Annotated in this window: 14 protein-coding genes; 6 read left to right on the top strand and 8 right to left on the bottom strand. The window is 63.8% G+C overall.

Going from position 1 to position 16262, the window contains the following annotated elements:
- The first annotated feature begins 82 nt into the window (after positions 1-82).
- Positions 83-502: a hypothetical protein gene (locus HNQ39_RS20260; protein ID WP_184201014.1), complete on the top strand. Its 420-nt coding sequence runs from the start codon at positions 83-85 to the stop codon at positions 500-502.
- Here HNQ39_RS20260 and HNQ39_RS20265 read toward each other — a convergent pair.
- Together HNQ39_RS20265 and HNQ39_RS20270 are read right to left on the bottom strand one after the other, a co-directional pair.
- The gene (locus HNQ39_RS20265; protein ID WP_184201017.1) at positions 499-1002 is read right to left on the bottom strand and encodes an endonuclease V; all 504 of its coding nucleotides are present in this window, start codon (positions 1000-1002) and stop codon (positions 499-501) included. The two genes, HNQ39_RS20260 and HNQ39_RS20265, sit on opposite strands and share 4 nt — an antisense overlap.
- Before the next feature lie 45 nt (positions 1003-1047).
- On the bottom strand, positions 1048-2043 hold the full coding sequence (locus HNQ39_RS20270) for an aldo/keto reductase (RefSeq protein ID WP_184201020.1): 996 nt from the start codon (positions 2041-2043) through the stop codon (positions 1048-1050).
- A gap of 121 nt (positions 2044-2164) precedes the next feature.
- On the opposite strand from HNQ39_RS20270, the gene HNQ39_RS20275 reads away from it, so the two are divergent.
- On the top strand, positions 2165-2806 hold the full coding sequence (locus HNQ39_RS20275) for a hypothetical protein (protein WP_184201023.1): 642 nt from the start codon (positions 2165-2167) through the stop codon (positions 2804-2806).
- Between the two features lie 9 nt (positions 2807-2815).
- Here the strand turns inward: HNQ39_RS20275 and HNQ39_RS20280 are convergent, their stop codons facing one another.
- Genes HNQ39_RS20280 through HNQ39_RS20290 form a run of 3 tightly spaced genes read right to left on the bottom strand, consistent with a single transcriptional unit; the run spans position 2816 to position 8533 of the window.
- Positions 2816-5716, bottom strand: a complete 2901-nt coding sequence (locus HNQ39_RS20280) for a penicillin-binding transpeptidase domain-containing protein (RefSeq protein ID WP_184201025.1) — start codon at positions 5714-5716, stop codon at positions 2816-2818.
- Positions 5717-5741: 25 nt separating this feature from the next.
- Positions 5742-7541, bottom strand: a complete 1800-nt coding sequence (gene pepF / locus HNQ39_RS20285; protein WP_184201027.1) for an oligoendopeptidase F — start codon at positions 7539-7541, stop codon at positions 5742-5744.
- A 35-nt stretch (positions 7542-7576) separates the two neighbouring features.
- Positions 7577-8533 (bottom strand): MBL fold metallo-hydrolase, encoded by a 957-nt coding sequence (locus HNQ39_RS20290; RefSeq protein ID WP_184201030.1) that lies wholly within the window; start codon positions 8531-8533, stop codon positions 7577-7579.
- A 129-nt stretch (positions 8534-8662) separates the two neighbouring features.
- Between HNQ39_RS20290 and HNQ39_RS20295 the strand changes: the two genes are divergently transcribed.
- The 3 genes from HNQ39_RS20295 to HNQ39_RS20305 are packed head-to-tail and all read left to right on the top strand — an operon-like array spanning position 8663 to position 11488.
- On the top strand, positions 8663-9436 hold the full coding sequence (locus tag HNQ39_RS20295) for a class II aldolase/adducin family protein (RefSeq protein ID WP_184201033.1): 774 nt from the start codon (positions 8663-8665) through the stop codon (positions 9434-9436).
- A 58-nt stretch (positions 9437-9494) separates the two neighbouring features.
- Positions 9495-10055 carry a hypothetical protein gene (locus tag HNQ39_RS20300; RefSeq protein WP_184201036.1) on the top strand — a complete coding sequence of 187 codons (561 nt, stop codon included), beginning with the start codon at positions 9495-9497 and terminating at the stop codon, positions 10053-10055.
- Between the two features lie 56 nt (positions 10056-10111).
- Complete coding sequence (locus HNQ39_RS20305; RefSeq protein WP_184201039.1) at positions 10112-11488, top strand: Sapep family Mn(2+)-dependent dipeptidase; 1377 nt, start codon at positions 10112-10114, stop codon at positions 11486-11488.
- Positions 11489-11493: 5 nt separating this feature from the next.
- Here HNQ39_RS20305 and HNQ39_RS20310 read toward each other — a convergent pair whose 3' ends face one another.
- Positions 11494-11967 (bottom strand): Dps family protein, encoded by a 474-nt coding sequence (locus tag HNQ39_RS20310; protein ID WP_184201042.1) that lies wholly within the window; start codon positions 11965-11967, stop codon positions 11494-11496.
- Between the two features lie 48 nt (positions 11968-12015).
- Complete coding sequence (locus tag HNQ39_RS20315) at positions 12016-12402, bottom strand: hypothetical protein (protein ID WP_184201045.1); 387 nt, start codon at positions 12400-12402, stop codon at positions 12016-12018.
- A gap of 57 nt (positions 12403-12459) precedes the next feature.
- On the opposite strand from HNQ39_RS20315, the gene HNQ39_RS20320 reads away from it, so the two are divergent.
- A complete protein-coding gene (locus tag HNQ39_RS20320; protein ID WP_184201048.1) occupies positions 12460-13560 on the top strand; it encodes a hypothetical protein in 1101 nt (366 codons plus the stop codon).
- Here HNQ39_RS20320 and HNQ39_RS20325 read toward each other — a convergent pair.
- Positions 13463-16243, bottom strand: a complete 2781-nt coding sequence (locus HNQ39_RS20325; RefSeq protein ID WP_184201052.1) for a hypothetical protein — start codon at positions 16241-16243, stop codon at positions 13463-13465. The two genes, HNQ39_RS20320 and HNQ39_RS20325, sit on opposite strands and share 98 nt — an antisense overlap.
- Positions 16244-16262: the final 19 nt, after the last annotated feature.

Consider the following 16262-nt stretch of genomic DNA (forward strand, 5'->3'; position numbering starts at 1 on the left):
GTTGGAAGCTCTGTGACAGAAGGTGCTATAATGCCCTACAGGCATCTCAGCGCCTGGAGAGGAAACCTTTACGATGGAACGGATGACAACACAGACAAAGATTATTGTTGCGACGGCTGCGGTGCTGGCAGTAGTGGATATTGCCGTTCGCGCCTTTCTCCCCGCCCGAACCGTGGTGATTCGGGAGGCAAGCCCGGCCTCTGCCGTGAGCCAGAGCGCCGATGTGCTCACCGTGCGCCAGCTCCGCGTTGTGGACGGCGACGGCAATGTTAAGATCGAGCTGAAGGTCAATGGCAACAACGACCCTGGAATGCTGATGTTCGACAACAAGGGTACTGAGCGGCTCCAGCTCGATACCTTCCAGGGTGTCCCCAGCCTGATCCTCAACGACGACCAAGAGCTCCGCCGTGTCTACTTTGGCATGAGCTCGTCCACGGGCGAGGGGCTCTACCAGACCTACGACGACAGCGCGGCCGTCCCGCACGAGCGCAACGACAACTAGCTCGCTCGTCCCCGACAGAGGCTGTCCACGCGCTTTAGGAGCGTGGGCAGCCGAAACGCCCCGTGCATCCCACGCACCGCCTCTGCCGCCACACTGAGGGAAAGCCCCGCCGCGCTCACAAAGAGGGGGTTGCTACTCTCTCCCCGAACCACCTCCGCCACCGGAGCCGCCCCCACAAACCGCGTCTTTGCCACACCCACAACGGGAATTTCCTGCTCCAGAGCCTTCCAGAGATGCCCACCCAGCCCCGGATGGCTCTCGTCCCCCAGCCAGACATAGCCATCGACAATTACCAGAGTGAGCTCGGGCAGAACAGGGGGCAGAAGCTGGAGCAGACAGGGCAGCTCGCGCTTGTAGAACTGCCCCGGAACGTACTCCGCGACCTCGTCCACCCGCACCGTCCACGCGTGACTCGGCGTGGCATCCTCCCAGTCGTCAAAGAGCACGCACGCCGCGATCGCGTGATCGTCGTGGTACTGCACATCGGTAGCTGCAATCATGCTCTCTCTATCGCCCTGCGGGCCCCATGTGGCAAAGGCTATGCACTACATCCACCGGGCGGTGGGGCCGAAGTCGGCGCGATAGTACTCGGAGACGTGGGTTCCGGGGGGAAAGAGCGCATCGAGGGCCGCGTGGTCGTCGGCGGTGAGCGTGAGATCGCGGGCGGCCAGGTAGGCTTCGTACTGCGCGGCGTTTTTTGGGCCAATGATCGGGCTGGTGACACCGGGCTGGAGGAGCACCCAGGCCAGCGCGACCTGCGACGGCTCATAGCCGCGGCTATCGCACCACGCAACATACTTCTCGACCGTCTGGAGGGCGGCCTCGTTGTCGCGGGCAAAGGGGGCGGCCTTGCTGGCGTAGCGTGCACCGTCGGGGCGGGGTGCGCCCGCGCGGTACTTTCCGGAGAGTAGTCCCCCGGCCAGCGGTGCCCAGGGAATGGTCGCGATCCCGTAGGTGCGGCACATCGGCAGGAGCTCGCGCTCGATCCGGCGGTCCAGCAGGTTGTAGGGCGGCTGCTCACAGACAAAGCGGTTCAGGTGCAGCTCTTTACTCGCCCAGAGGCTCTCCACCACCTGGTAGGCGGCAAAGGTACTCGTCCCAATATAGCGCACCTTCCCCGAGCGAACGAGATCGTCGAGCGCGCGCAGGGTCTCGTCGATGGGAATGCTCGACTGCGGGCGGTGGATCTGGTAGAGGTCGATATGATCCGTGTTCAGTCGGCGCAGCGAGTCCTCACAGCCCTTGATAATGTGGTAGCGGTGCGAGCCCAGGTCGTTGGGACCATCGCCCATGCGGTTGTAGACCTTGGTCGCCAGGAAGACCTTGTCGCGCTTTTCCCCGGCGAGCGCCTTACCGACAATCGTCTCACTAATCCCGCGGGAGTAGACATCGGCGGTATCGAAGAAGTTAATGCCATCGTCGATCGCACGGTGCATCAGTGCGATGGAGTCTGCCTCGGAGCAGTCATCGCCAAAGTTCATACAGCCCAGGCAGAGGTCCGAGACCTGCACACCCGTTCGTCCAAAAGCACGGTAGTTCATAGGCAGATTGTACCGGAACCCTGCCAGAAGTGACGCCCTTTTAGGCCCGAGGAACGAGTGTCCGGACACTCGTTGTCCGGGCTCACCTCGTTGCCCGCATTCCCTATGTTATACTTCCAGCATGAGAACCAATCTCCGATTCGGCAGCGTTGCCCTGCTTGCTCTCCCGCTGGTGGGGGCGGGGCTGTCCTTGGCCCGAGCCAAGACAGTCACGGTGCACCAAGCGGCCCCGGCGACTCAGTTTGTGCTCTTTGATGCGACCTTCCGCTACACCCAGAGCGACGCGGAGAACTCGCTTCCGAGCAAGTCCCACTACTACATCTACGGCTACCGGCTCAACCAAAAGCGGCCGCGCAACTGGACCAGCCCGGTGGACTTCCGCAATGGCACCGTGCACATCCGCATGGAGGTTTTGGAGCGCCCCGAGAGCGGCGAACCGACCCAGTGGAGTCTCTGTTACATCCCCAACCGTGGGCAAGGGAATGGGTACGGCTGCACCGGCACGGACCGCTATACCACCAAGGGAGTCTACGAGAAAGATGTCTCGATGACCGCGTTCTGGGAGAACAACGGGATTGTCTGGAGTGAGGGGATCAAGCAGATGGACCTGGTGATCAAGGACAAGGACGGCAACAAGATCCACACGCGTTCCGACCAAGAGAAGTTTGTCCCCACCAAGGTGCGCTTCACGATGGTTCAGGTCGCCGCCGGAGCCAAGTACGACCCGAACCTCGTGCCCAATATCCCCCACACCACGCGCTAGGAGGCGTCGCTACTTTCCCCAGGCCTTCAGGATCTCGCGGGCGGCGGGGGCGGCGGACTTCGCGCCGTAGCCCCCGTTCTCGATAATCACCGCGAAGGCGATCTTGGGAGCGCGTGCCGGGGCAAAGCCAACAAACCAGGAGTGGCTCTGCTTGTCGCCATTGCCGGTCTGCGCGGTTCCGGTCTTGCCGGCGACAGAGAATGGGACGGAGCTAAAGACCCCACGGGCCGTGCCCCGCTCTGTCACTCCCGCAAGGGCGCGGGCGATCACGGCGGCCTGCTCGGGCGTGATCGGGGTGGCGAGGGTCTCGGGCTTGTCGCTCTCGACAAAGTGGAGCTTGCGGCGTGTCCCCCCTGCGGCGATTGTCTGCATGGTCCCGGCGAGCTCCAAGGGGGTGACGAGCAGGCTCCCTTGACCATAGGCGAGGTCGGGGAGCTCGCTTGTCCAGCGGTCGGCGACGGGCAGGTGGGTCAGGCCAAACTGTCCCGACATCTCCTGTAGCGCCTCCGCTCCTACTTCTAGGCCCGCGTGGGCAAAGTAGATATTCGACGAGTGCACCAGCGCCTCGGTGAGGCTTAGGCTCCCCCCCAGCGCCTCGCCATCGTCGTTGGTGATGCTCCGGGAGTAGCTCTTCCCTCCCGCCTTCCAGCGCACGGTCTCGCGGCCACCTGTCCCGCCCGAGAGCTTGAGGTTCCCCTTCCCCGCTTTCAGGAGCGCGGCTGCCGTCACGGGCTTGAAGGCGGAGCCGGGCGGATAGAGCCCACTGGTCGCGCGGTTTACCTGCGGGGAGCCGTCGGTCTCGGTGACCGGCTGCGAGGGATCGTAGGTCGGAGCCGTTACCGCGGCGAGCACTCCCCCCGTGGCGATATCGATCACGACCGCGGCACCGGCTCGCTTGGGCTTGCCCGTTTTCTTGTCCTTAACGCGCCCCGCCGCCCGCACGATCGCCTTAAGAGTAGCCTCTTGCAAGTCGGCATCCAGGGTCAGCTTGACATCTTTCCCCTGCGGAAGCGTGAAGCCCGGAGCGTCTTTTGCCCGCCAGAGCGCCAGCGCCTGCCCCCAGTCCGACATGCCCTGCAGCGGTGCCGCCAGCGACTCCTCAAAGCCCGTGGGGCCGCCCAGCGCCGGTGAGAGCACCCCGATCAGGTGCGCACCTGCTGGCCCCAGAGGGTAGACCCGCTTCCCCTCGACCGTCTTGGCGAGCGGCTTGCCCTTGCGGTCAAGGAGGCTCCCCCGGGGGATTTGGTTTGCAATCGCGAGGAGACGCGGGTTGCGGTGGGCACGAATCGCCTTGTCGGCATCGGGGGTCTTGATGAGCTGGAGGGCACGTGTGTTGGCGAGCACGGTCTGGGCCGCAAAGGCAGTAACCACACAGACCAGCAAGGGAACGGTCAGTGCGAGGGTCAGCCGGGAGAGGCCCTTGTGGACATAGGGCGGCACGAGCTCCGGGTCGTGCTGGGCGCGCTGGGAGATTCCCAAGAGAAGCCCGATACTCACCCAGGTCATCACCACGGCGGACTTTCCGTAGGCAACAAGCGGTAGGGAGATTCCCGTGAGCGGCAGGAGGCCCAGGCAACCACAGATAATCACCAGCCCCTGCAGCCCGATCAGGGTGGTCAGGCCGGCGGCGAGGTAGCGCTCGAACTCGGAGCGGGTCCGGGGCACGAGGGCAAGCCCGCGCCAGAAGATCACCCCCAGGCAGAGCAAGACCACGAGCGGCCCCAAGACACCGACATCCTCGGCGAGGGCGGAGAAGGCGAGGTCCGAGCCGCCACGGGGGATAAAGCCCGTCCCCCCGCGCCCCAGCCCCGCCCCGGTCGCACCGCCCGTGGCCATCCCCCAGAGCCCCAGCGCGAGCTGATCGCCGCCGGGGGCCGCGTTTTCCCAGGGATGGAGCCACATCTCCACGCGGGTCCGAAAGACCCCAAATTCTAGGACATAGCCGATCCAGCCGCCCAGCCCCAGCGCGACAAGGCCCAACCAGACAAACGCCCCCCGGCTGGTAACGACATAGAGCAAGGCCACAAATGTCCCAAAGAGCACCAGCACCGGCCCGAGGTCCTTGAGAAGGGCAAAGAGAGCGAGCGGCAGGGCGTACATGGCGAGCAACGGATAGAGGTCCGCGCGGCGTGCCTGCGCCGACGTGTCCGCGAGTGCACGCCCCCGGTCGGCGAGGTAGCTGGCCAGAAAGAAGGCAAGGAGGACCTTGATGAGCTCCACGGGCTGAAAGCCAAAGAGATTGAGCTTGACCCCTCCCAGGCCCCGACCAAAGATTGCGAGTAGCACGATCAGAAGGAGCGACGAGAGCACGTAGAGGTAGCCGTAGCGGTGGAGTGGCAGGCTCCAGAAGCGCCGGATCGTGAGGAGAAAGACCCCGATCCCCCCCAGCCAGACCCCCTGCGCTTGCGCAAAGAAGGCCATTCGGTCGCGGACCGGGTCTTTGAGCCCAAAGAGGAGCAGCACCCCGAGCACGGAGAGCAAGGCCGCGCACGGGAGCAAGTACGGGTCCGCGAGGGGCCAGATGCGCCGGATATGGAGATGGAGCCCTAAAAACATCACCAGGAGCCCCACGGTGCAGAGCCAGAGGGTTGCACTCGCCGTCCCCCACGTCCGAACTGCGAGCTCCAACTCCACCGCCTTGAGCTGGCTTGGCGTCAGGAGCTTGTGCCGGACCAAGGCATCGACATCGGTGAAGGCGCCGTTTTTGGTGCGATCCGCCACGACCCGCTGGGCAAGCGCCGCATCCCCGCCTAGGGCCTTGGTGAGCTCTGAGGCGGGGGCGCTATTAACAAGCACGGGAACATTAGACGGCATCTTCGCCACCGAGACCAGCAGCGTCCCCAGGAGCAGGACGAGTGCCGTGCAGAACAGGAGGAGTGCCTCGGTGAGGCGGCGACGGCGTGGGTTCATGTGGCTTAGACTCTCTCCTTACGGCTCAAACAAGGGTCTCTAGGCGCTCGACATACGACGCGAGGGTGGCGAAGGCGGCCTCGACGGGTGCCGGTGACGAGAGATCAACACCGGCGCTCTTCAGGACCTCCAGGGGGTACTGCGAGCCCCCAGCCTTGAGGAAGCCCAGGTAGGCGTCCGCGGCAGGCTGGCCGTCGCGCAGCACCCCCTCAGCGAGGGCATGGGCTCCGGAGATTCCCGTGGCGTACTGGTAGACATAGAAGTTGGAGTAAAGATGGGTTGAGAACTGCATCCAGGTACTCCCCACACGGTTCCAGTCCTCGCCCTCCAGCGCGACATCGGGGCCAAACGCCTCGGCAAAGAGCTCGGCCATGCGCTGGGTGAGGAACTGCGCCGTCAGGGCTTGCCCGTTCCAGACACGCTCGTGGATCTCCCGTTCGAAGCGCGCGAGGGTGGGCATGACCAGAAAGTAGCGGTGGAAGTTGCTCATTGCCTCTTCTAGGACACCGATCAGGAGCTCTTTGTTGTCGGCGAACTTCTCCAGCAGGTACGCACGGGTCAGGGCCTGGTTGAAGTTGCTGGCAACCTCGGCCACAAAGAGCCCGTAGCTGGCGTAGTGCTGGGGCTGAGAGCGCCGCGAGTAGTAGCTATGGAGCGAGTGCCCCAGCTCGTGGGCGAGCGTCGAGAGCGAGAAGACATCGTCGTTGTAGCTCATCATGATAAACGGGTGCGTCCCGACCGTCCCCGACGAAAACGCGCCCATGCGCTTGCCCTTATTGACCGCCCAGTCCACCCAGCGCTCGTCGGTTGCCCCCCGCACCATCGCCGCGACATACTCCTCGCCCAGTGGGGCCATCCCCTCCGCGATCCACTGAACCGACTGGGCGTAGGACACCTCGGACTTTCCGGGCGTGAGCGGGGCTTTGATGTCCCAGGGTGCCAGCTTCTCCAGACCCAGCACGCGTTTGCGCAAGGCCCAGTAGCGGTGCCAGGTCGGGAGGTTCTTCTGAAACGCCTCGATCAGGCTCTCGAAGACACTCACCGGGATAAAGTTGGGGGTCAGGGCCGCATGGAGCGCGGAGTCGTAGCCGCGCACCCGCGCCAGAAAGACATTCTGCTTCACCCCCGTGGCCAGGCACTGCGCGAGGCTGTTCTTGTGGGCCAGGTGGGCATCGGCATAGCCCTTCCACGCCGACTCGCGCACCGCGCGGTCGGAATCGGTGAGGAGGCTACCAATCGTGCTCTGCCCGATCTCATGCCCCCCCTCGGCGGGAGCAAAGGTCAGGTCCGCATCACAGAGGATGCCGTGGATGCGGGTGGCGCTGCGGAGCGCATCTCCGGCCAGGGTCAGCACTCCCTCGACCTCGGCGGAGCGGATGTGGGGCGCACGCTGGAGCAGGCGCTCGAAGTAGTGGGCGTAGCCCGAGAGGACCGGGTGGCTCGCCCCCCACTGGGTCAGGGTCTCAGCGCCCAGCGCAAGAAGCTCGGGCTCCGCAAAGGCGAGGGCGGCCCCCAGCCGGGTTCCCAGCCCCATCGCGCGGTCGGTGCGTGCGGCGGCCTCAGTGTTACTCGTATCGGTGGCAAACCCCAGGTGGGCATAGACCCCGACATGGCTTACCTGGCGCTGCAGCGCCTCCGCCACCTGGAAGTACTGGACCAGGGTCTCGGGATCGCCCAGCTTTCCGACAAAGGCGGCCAGGCTTGGTACTTCGGCATCGGCGGCGCTGAAGGCGGCTTCCCAGTCGGCGGGGGTCGCGAAGATCGACTCTAGGTCCCAGGTGCTCTCTGGTGCAACCTCGGCCCGGGTAGGTAGTGAATGGCTCATGCCCCAGTGTACCCGGAAATCAAATCCGGGACGGCCTAGACCTCGTAGCGGTCGTAGTCGCGGCAGGAAAAGAGCGCGAGAGTCTCGTCGGGCTGGAGCAGTGCCTGCCCCTCGGTGACCAGCGCCCCAACCCGCCCATCGGCGGAGAGAGGATCGTGGTGGGTAAAGCCGATCCGGTTCACCCCCGTTGCCCGCGCGAGGCGCACGGCGTACTCCGGCGTCCCGTGGCCAAAGCCCGCCTTGCCGCCCTTTTCGTACTCCTCCTGCGAGTACTGCACATCCTGGATCAGCAGGTGGGTCCCCGAGATAAACTCGATCAGGCTCACCGGAATCCCCGCACGCACTTCTTCGTCGGTGAGGAGCACAAAGACCCGTCCCGTAGGCCGCTCCTCAAAGCGATAGGTGATGGTCCGCTCCGGGTGCTCGGTCCAGTGCATCTGCACGACAAGGCACTCGTCGATGGGAAAGGTCCGCCCTTGCCCAAACGAGACCGGGCGCTTGTGCTCGTCGCTGTGAACAAAGCGCTCTTTTTCCAGGATCACCTGACCGCCCTCAGGGTGGATGAGGATCACACGGGTGGGAGGGATCTCGATCTGGTGGAAGCTAATGTGCTGCGAGATCGCCCCAAAGGAGACGGGGTGAAAGGGCGGCTCCATGATGCGCTCATAGACTTGCTTGGGGCCGTAGCTGCGGTCTTTGGTGCCGTAGATATGCATGGCCATCTGCTGCATAAAGATCGGCGGCGCGATCAGGACCCCTTGGGTGTGGTCGTGGTGGTAGTGGGTGTGAAACAGATGGAGCTCGGTCATGCCAAGGCGTAGCGCCTCGTTGGCGAAGGGCAAGAACCCCGTGCCACCGTCGATCACCACATGTACTCCCGGAGGTAGGCAGATTGAACGAACCTCAAAGCAGGTTGTATTACCACCGGTCTGTACCATGCCGGGATTTGCCACGGGCAGCGACCCCCGTGTCCCCCAGGCAATTACTTCCATTTAGCTGTCCTCCTCCTAAGATTTTAGGAGCTGTCCTTGTCGTACGGCCTTCAGTTTCATATGGGGCTTTTGCGCGGAAACCCTCTTGGGGGTCATTGTACAGCATTCATAGCGTACAATAAGCCAAGTATGAAGAACGACACAACCACAGTTCTCGAGCGACTGCATGCGCTCGCTCACTGGCTGGGCTCTCCACAGCATGATTTTTCGATCCTCGCCGAGGGCAATGTCTCCGCAGCGATTGGGGACCGGACGACCTTTTGGCTGAAGGCATCGGGGTGCATGATGGGCACCATGCGCCAGGATCAGTTTGTCTTGATGGACACGGCGCGCTCCCTGGCGATCCTCGACCACGAGACCCTCACGGACACGGAGATCAAGGATCTGCTCCGAGGCGCACGGGTAAACTCCGACGATCCCCTGCACCCGAGTGTCGAGGCCGCTCTCCACGCCGTCTGCCTCACCGACGGCGGCGCAAATGTCGTGGGGCACACGCACCCCACCCCCTGGCTCTCGATTCTGTCGTCGGAGCGGGCCGAGGAAGCCATCGCCGGGCGTATCTTCCCCGACGAGATCGTGGTCTGCGGGCCGGCGGTCTGCTTTGTCCCCTATGTCGATCCCGGTCCCCCGCTTGCCAAGGCCTGCCGCGAGGCGATCGCCGCCTACAAGGCCGAGTGGGGTGCCCCTCCGAAGGTGCTGCTCCTGCGCAACCATGGGCTCTTTGCCCTCGGGAAAGACGCCGACGAGGTCGAGCGCATCACGGCGATGAGTGTCAAGGTGGCACGTGCCTTGCTGGGAACCTATGCTCTAGGTGGCCCGCGCTTCCTGACCCCCGAGAACGTGGCACGCATCCACACGCGCCCCGATGAGCACTTCCGACAAAAGATGCTAGAGACCCGCTAGCCCCTAAACTCCTCCGTCGGCAAAAAAGAGAGCCGACACGATCCGCTGAAAGGCATTTATGAGACTTGATAGAGTGACGAACCCTGAGACCGTATTGACCTCGTTTGACGCCGTCTCCAAGAAGCTAACCGAGAGTGGTACCCCGCGTACCATCACCATCGGCTACACCGCGGGCAGTGAGACAGTCACCGCCTACTGGAACAAAGAGCACAACTTCTGGAGCCGCCTGGAGCCAGAGAACAGCACCGCCCCCGAGACCATAGTCTGCACCTGCGGCGCAGGCGAGCCCACCGAGGGCAAGGAGCAGGCGATCACGGTCGAGATCAATATCGACAAGAAAGGGACCTCCTGGAACCTCGGCGGGGTCTTCGTCACCGACCAAAAGACCAAGACGATTCTCCTCTCCCACACCGGCAAGATCTCCGGCCAGCGCGGTGCCAACCGTGAGAGCTTCCTGGACTCGATCCCAGCCTACATGCGCCCGACTGTCAAGGGCAAGGGCGCTCCCCGCGAGATCATCGTCATTGGTGATATCAACTCCCCCGACTTTATCGAGAACCTGGGGAGCTTTGTCAACCGGGTCGCCAAGTTCAAGACGGACCTGAAAAACAGCAAGTAGCCTGTCTGCTCTCCGAAACTCCCTCCTCCGGGGGGGAGATTAGGTACACTGTGGCCATGAGAGCCACTTTTGAAGCGTGGGTTGACTCCCACCAAGACCAGATCATCGCCGAGACCCAGAAAATCCTGCGGATTCCCTCGGTCAACGAGCCCGAGAGTGTCGGGGAGGGCGCCCCGTTTGGCAAGCCCTGCGCCGATGCCCTGGAGCACACCCTCGCGCTGTGTGCAGCGCTGGGGATGCGCACAGAGAACTTCGGCGGCTACGCCGGCCACGCCGAGTTCGGCCCCGAGGATGCCCCCGAGATGGTCGCGATGCTCGGTCACTTAGATGTCGTCCCCGTGGGCTCGGAGTGGACAAAGGAACCGTTTGGCGCGGAGATCGAGGGTGACTGGCTCTTTGCTCGGGGTGCCTCCGACGACAAGGGGCCCACCTACGCCGCGCTCTTTGGCGCAAAAGCGGTGCTGGACTCCGGCCTGCCCCTCACCCGCCGTGTCCGCTTGATCTTCGGCTGCGACGAAGAGTCCGGCTGGGAGTGCATGCGCCACTACTTCGAGGTCGCCCAGCAGCCAAAGCCCGATCTTGCCTTCACCCCCGATGCGGGCTTCCCCCTCTACTACGCCGAGAAGGGCAGCTTCACCCTCACCGCCACCAAGCCGATTGGGGAGTCTCTGGTCGCCACCTTCAGCTCCGGCCTGCGCCCCAACATGGTCCCCGATGAGGCCGAGGTCGTGCTGATCGGCGCTCCCGACCGCCTGGCCTATATCGCCAAGACCCTCAAGCGCAAGCGGACGTTCAAGGTGACCGATGAAGGCGACAAGGCGCTCCGTATCTGGGCCAAGGGCAAGGCCAGCCACGGAGCGTCGCCACAAAAGGGAATCAACGCCGCGCAGAAGCTCGCCGAGGCACTCTTCGACCTCTTCCCCGAGCCGTGGCTCTCCGAGCTGGTGGAGCGCTGCGCCTGCGATGGATCGGGGATCGGGATCGCGGGCAAGGACGAGATCACGGGGCCGCTGACCTGCAATGTCGGGATCGTGACGGTTCTAGACGGCACCCTCTCGATGACCTTCAATGTGCGCTACCCCGCCACCTGGGATGAGTCCGTGCTGGAGCGGGCGCAGGCATCGCTCACCAGCGACGGCTGGACCATCACCGAGCTGCACCACACCGCGCCGCTCTATGTTCCCCAGGACGCCGAGCCAGTACGCACGCTGCTCAAGGTCTATCGGGACCACACGGGCGATAGGAGCAAGCCGCTGACCATGGGCGGCCGCACCTACGCCACGACAGTCGCGCCCAATGGAGTGGCATTTGGCGCGGGCATGAAGGGCGATCCCGAGGTAGCCCACCGCCCCGATGAGAAGTTCTCGATCACGCGGCTACTCTTCTGTGCCAAGCTCTACGCCGACGCGCTCTACCAGCTCGCCAACTGCTAGTGTTCTTACTCCGTCAGGTGCGAGCGTAGCATCCAGGCCGTCTTCTCGTGCTGCTCCAAGAGCCCCGTGAAGAAGTCGGTCGTGCCATCGTCGCCGAGCTCCGCCGTGGACTCAATATCCTCGCGGAGCTGCCGGACGATTGCCTCGTGGTCGGTGAGGAGTACAGAGATCAGGCCATCGGCATCGGGGTTCTCCCCTGGCTCCTCGTTCAGGCGGGTGAGCTGGGAGAGCTCCGCCAGGGTCGCGGGAACCTTGATCCCCAGCATCAGCGACCGCTCCGCCACGGCGTCCACGGTCTCGGCGAGCTGCTCGTACTGCTCCTCAAAGAGCTTGTGGTAGCTCATAAAGTGTGGCCCCGTGACATTCCAGTGCGCCTTGCGGGTCTTGGTCGAGAGCACGTACTCATCGGCGAGAAGGAGATGGAGGCGCTCCGCGACCGTGTCGCGCTGCTCCAAGGAGAGTCTGGTATTGATCTTCATACCGCTCCCTATGCCACGCGCTACCGCAGGGTTCCGGCTATTCTGGGGCTACTTCTCGTGGTTTTGTTCCAAGACAAGGCGCAGATCCCGCTCCAAGATAAAGGCCGTCACGACCGAGAGCGAGAGGCAGGCGACCGCATAGAGCAGGCGGTAGAGCAGTGGAAGCGACTCCAGGCGCACGAGGTCCTTGGCCGTAAGCACGACCTGGGTGGTGACAACAATGCGGCAGAGCAGTGCCATCCGGGTCAGTGGGATGGTCCGGGAGAGCCCCGTGTACCAGAGGCAGAGCGCTGCCGTCCCCCCTACCAACAAAAACGAGAGGGTCGCCGCCAGGAGAGAGCTGCCCAAAAACACCACCCGCGCGACCATCTCCAGCACCAGGCAGGCAGTTAAGACCAGGGTGAAGATCGTATTGAGGGGGTTGCGGCTCTCCATAGGCGTATTTTACCGTGCCTTGAAGGTTTCTACGTTTTACGAGTCGTACAAAGTGCTATGCAACGTCGTCGATTTCTAAAGCTCTCCGTTGCGGGAGTTCTTGCGGGGTGTGGTGGTGGCTCTACCTATGTCGCCCGCTTGCCTGAGCCGCTCTCTTCTACCCGTTTCCACTTGACTCCCCTCCTTCCCAGCATCCCCGGCAATGCATATTCGGCATCCGCACTCAGCGACACCGGCTGGGTAGTCGGGGTTGAGCGTGCGCCTGTGTCACGGGGACGCCTCTCCCCTGCCTGGCCCTTGGCCCAACAGCTCCTCGTGCGGATCGCGCCCAGTGGGGAGCATACGGTCTTGCTTGCCCCCCGCGAGCCTCTCCCCTTATTTGGAATGATTCGCTCGACCATCGGGGCCAGTGCGATTTCGCGTGATGGATCTGTCCTTGGCTGGAACACACAGCAGCTTGTTTTGTGGGATTCCAAGGGCATCGCGCAGCTGCTTAATGTGCCCAGTAGCAACCTAGACTCGTTACCGCCCCTCCGCACCGATGAGGGCACGATTTACTATGTCTCAACCAACTATAGTCTCCTCTATCGCCTAACAGTGGGCGGGACTCCCGAGTACATCCCGACAACGCTAGGCTCCATGGTCGAGCGTACGGTGGTTGCTCTCGCCAATAACGAGACGTTTGCGGGATTTGGTGGCCCCCTTGGCGAGTACCAACGCCCATGGCGTCTGTACCAGGGCAAGGAAGAGTTTCTCCCCCTCCCTCCGGGGACCTACGATGGCCGTCTCAGCGCGATTCAAGAAAACGGCGATTCGGTAGGCGTTGCAGGCGGACTTCCCCTTCGTTACCATGGCACGCAGCCCGTCCTCCTGCCCCTCCCGCCCGAGTTCGACCGTGGGTGGGCAAACGGTTGCAACGCAGACACAACCGTGGGCACGGCCTACCCTAGCTCACTCCCCGGCACGACGCGTGCCTTGCTCTGGGAGGGAAGCTCCCCTGTGTTTCTCGACAGCCTCTTCCCCGACGATTCGGGCTGGACTTTCACAAGTGCGCAGGCGATCAACCGCCTGGGGCAGATTCTGGCAACGGGGCGCTTCGATGGGAACGAGTACTCGGTTCTGCTGACACCGCGGATTGTCGGAGCTCCGCCCACGTGATCGCGCCATCGTCGTACCAGAGCGGCGCAAGCAGGCTCGCCACCTCGCCGCCCTCACCGAGCTCTAGCCCACAGTGCGCGGCAAAGCGCTCCACAAAATCCAGCGCGAGCGGGACAAGGGCGCGGTAGGCTTCCGGGGCGAGCGTGCTGTAGAGACGGAACCCGATCAGCTTGCCGGAGTCGTTGAGCGCCACGAGCTGGCGCGCCACCACCCGGCCTTTGTCATCCCGGACATAGACCACGCGCTTGTTGGCATCGCAGGCATTGGCGATTGTCGAGAAGGCGTTGTTGGAGCCAAAGCTCAGGCAGGTCTCGAAGTAGTTTCCCATCTGCAAGACAGAGAGCGGGTCGGTTTCAAACGCTAGGTCGTAGCCAGCAATGCTCTCACGGTAGGCTCCTCTCCAGCGCTCCGTCTCCACCCCACGCTGCGCTAGCGCTTCGAGAAAGGCTTTGTTCGCGGGCTGACGACGAGCCCAGTCGTGGTCCCCTGCGACATAGGCACGCAGTAGACGGATAAGCAAGCGCCGGTTCTCCGACGGGTCCATGGTCAGGAGCGCGGCGTTCATGATATCGGGGGTGAGCGTGAGCGTGAGGGCTTGGCTACCTAAGATTGCACGGAGCCGGTTGCGGTAGATCTGCTCGACCGCATGCGTGAGAGCGTCAAAACGTAGCTCCCTACCGCGGTTCTCCACCGCCTCAGCGAGCTCCTCTTGGATCGTCTTGGTGAGCGCTTCAGGGTTCGCCAGTCGGGCGCACACCGACTCGTAGCGCCCCACAAGCTCGGGGCGTGTGGCGAGAAACGCGGCCTCACGGGCAAGCCGCTCTGGAAGCGCGAGGAGACGTGCCATCCCAGGTGGCAACGGCTGGGTCGCGGCCCACGCGAGTGCGGGGGAGTCCGGGAGGAGCGCGGCGATGGGAGCCCACTCGTCGGCGATTGCAGTGGGGCAGGGGTCAAGCTGGGCGACCGGCGCAAGCGCATCGTGCCCAAGGAGCAGGGCGTTTCCCAGCTGTGCAAGGTTCTCCAGGGCCCGCTTGGGCTGGCGCTGAGCAAGCTCGACTAAGATCAAACGCAGCTCGGGAAAGCGCTTGAGGTGCTCCGTAAAGGCACACACGGAGTCGATCAGACCCCAGTTAGGTTCAATCGGAGCGAGGGCGTCCAGCACCGCCTCAAAGTCTGCCTGACTCTCCTGTGCCAGCCGCGCGGTGACCGTCAGAACCCACGGATTCATCGTCGCACTCTGGAGGGCCTTGGTCGACGCGTAGCATAATTGATCATCGGTCAGTTCGTGCATCCGAGCAAGGAAGCCGTCCAGAAGCCAGTAGAGGTCATCGCCCGCTCCTCGGACCAGATTGTTTAGCAGGGGCAGGCGCGCAGCAAGCTGAGGGAGCCTGCGCCGCTGGTCGCGTGGCAGGTGCGTGGCGTGGTTGATGAGCGCCTCAAACAGCCCCTGCTTGAGCTCGGGTGGCTGGGTGCGGACGACTCGTAGGAGCTCGGCAAGATCGGTGCGAAACTCCGCGACACTCGTGTAGTAACACAGAAGGAGCGTCACCGAGTCGAGCGTCCCGGGGAACTCCTGCTCAAGATTCCAGCCTAGTCGGTAGAGCTCTGAATCGGCCGCAGGCCAATCCATCGCCCACAGCTTCCGCTTGAAATAAACCTCCTCGGTAAGCGCGGCATCCTGGCAGCGCTCGTAGAATCTCCCCAGCTGCGCCACCTCACGCTGTCGCTCCTCCCGCCAGCGCACCGATTTCAGGACAAGGGCATCGGCGCGCTGCTGTCCCTTGAGCCGATTCTTGAGGGTTAGCTCGGGGTGCGGCCAGAGCTGACCCGCACCGCGGAGCACGAGCCCAAGCCACTCAGGGGATGTGCCACACGCCAGCACGCCAAAGAGCGCCTCGTGCATGTTCTTCGCCTGCCGCACGAGTGCCCCATCGGTGTTCTCCCCATCAGGGAGGTGCTCGCGCTGGCAGAGCACCTCGACCAGCTCCAGCGCAAGGGGCACACTCTGCCAGGGAACGTCCCGAAGCGCATCACGTACCCCGGGCCGCTTCAGCCACGCACGTCGAAGAACGGTCTGCGTGAGAGCCTCCTCGACCTTCGCCACGGCCTCCCCGGCGCGCACGGCACACCGAAGCTCCTCAGCAGCGATCGGCAGAGTCGCCAGCTCGTCCAGCAGCGAGAGCGGAAACGCCGGGTTCTGCGCCAAGAGCCGCGCCGCCAGCTCGGGATGGGGCGGCAGGCACCACTCTCCCGCACAGACCATGCGCAACATCGCGATCAGCGGCCGGACATCGTCGGGGGTGAGCGGGTTCTCCACGAGGCGCTGGAGCGCGGGAAGCGCCATACTTCCCCATCGTGCGAGCTGCTGGCTCGGCGAAAACGGCAGCGCATTCTCACAGCACGCCTCGGCGATCAGAAGCTCAGGGCCACTCGCCTCGGAGAAGGTCAGAAACCACTTGGCCTGCTCCAGTCGGTACTGAAGCGTGTCGGTCGGCTGCCGGAGCCCCTGGAGCTCGTAGAGGCGCTTCTGGGTCTTCCAGAGCAGGGCCGCATCGGGGCGCGTGCCGCCCCAGGTCAGCCGCCCCTCTTCCCAGCACAGAGGTGCCTCCAGCCACGCCACCTGCGCCCGGAGCACCCCTGCCCCAAGGTGCGCTCGTTTTTGTTCTCGCCGCTTAAAACTCATCCCTGTCGTCCGTTTACTG

This window comes from Armatimonas rosea (assembly GCF_014202505.1).
Lineage (GTDB): Bacteria > Armatimonadota > Armatimonadia > Armatimonadales > Armatimonadaceae > Armatimonas > Armatimonas rosea.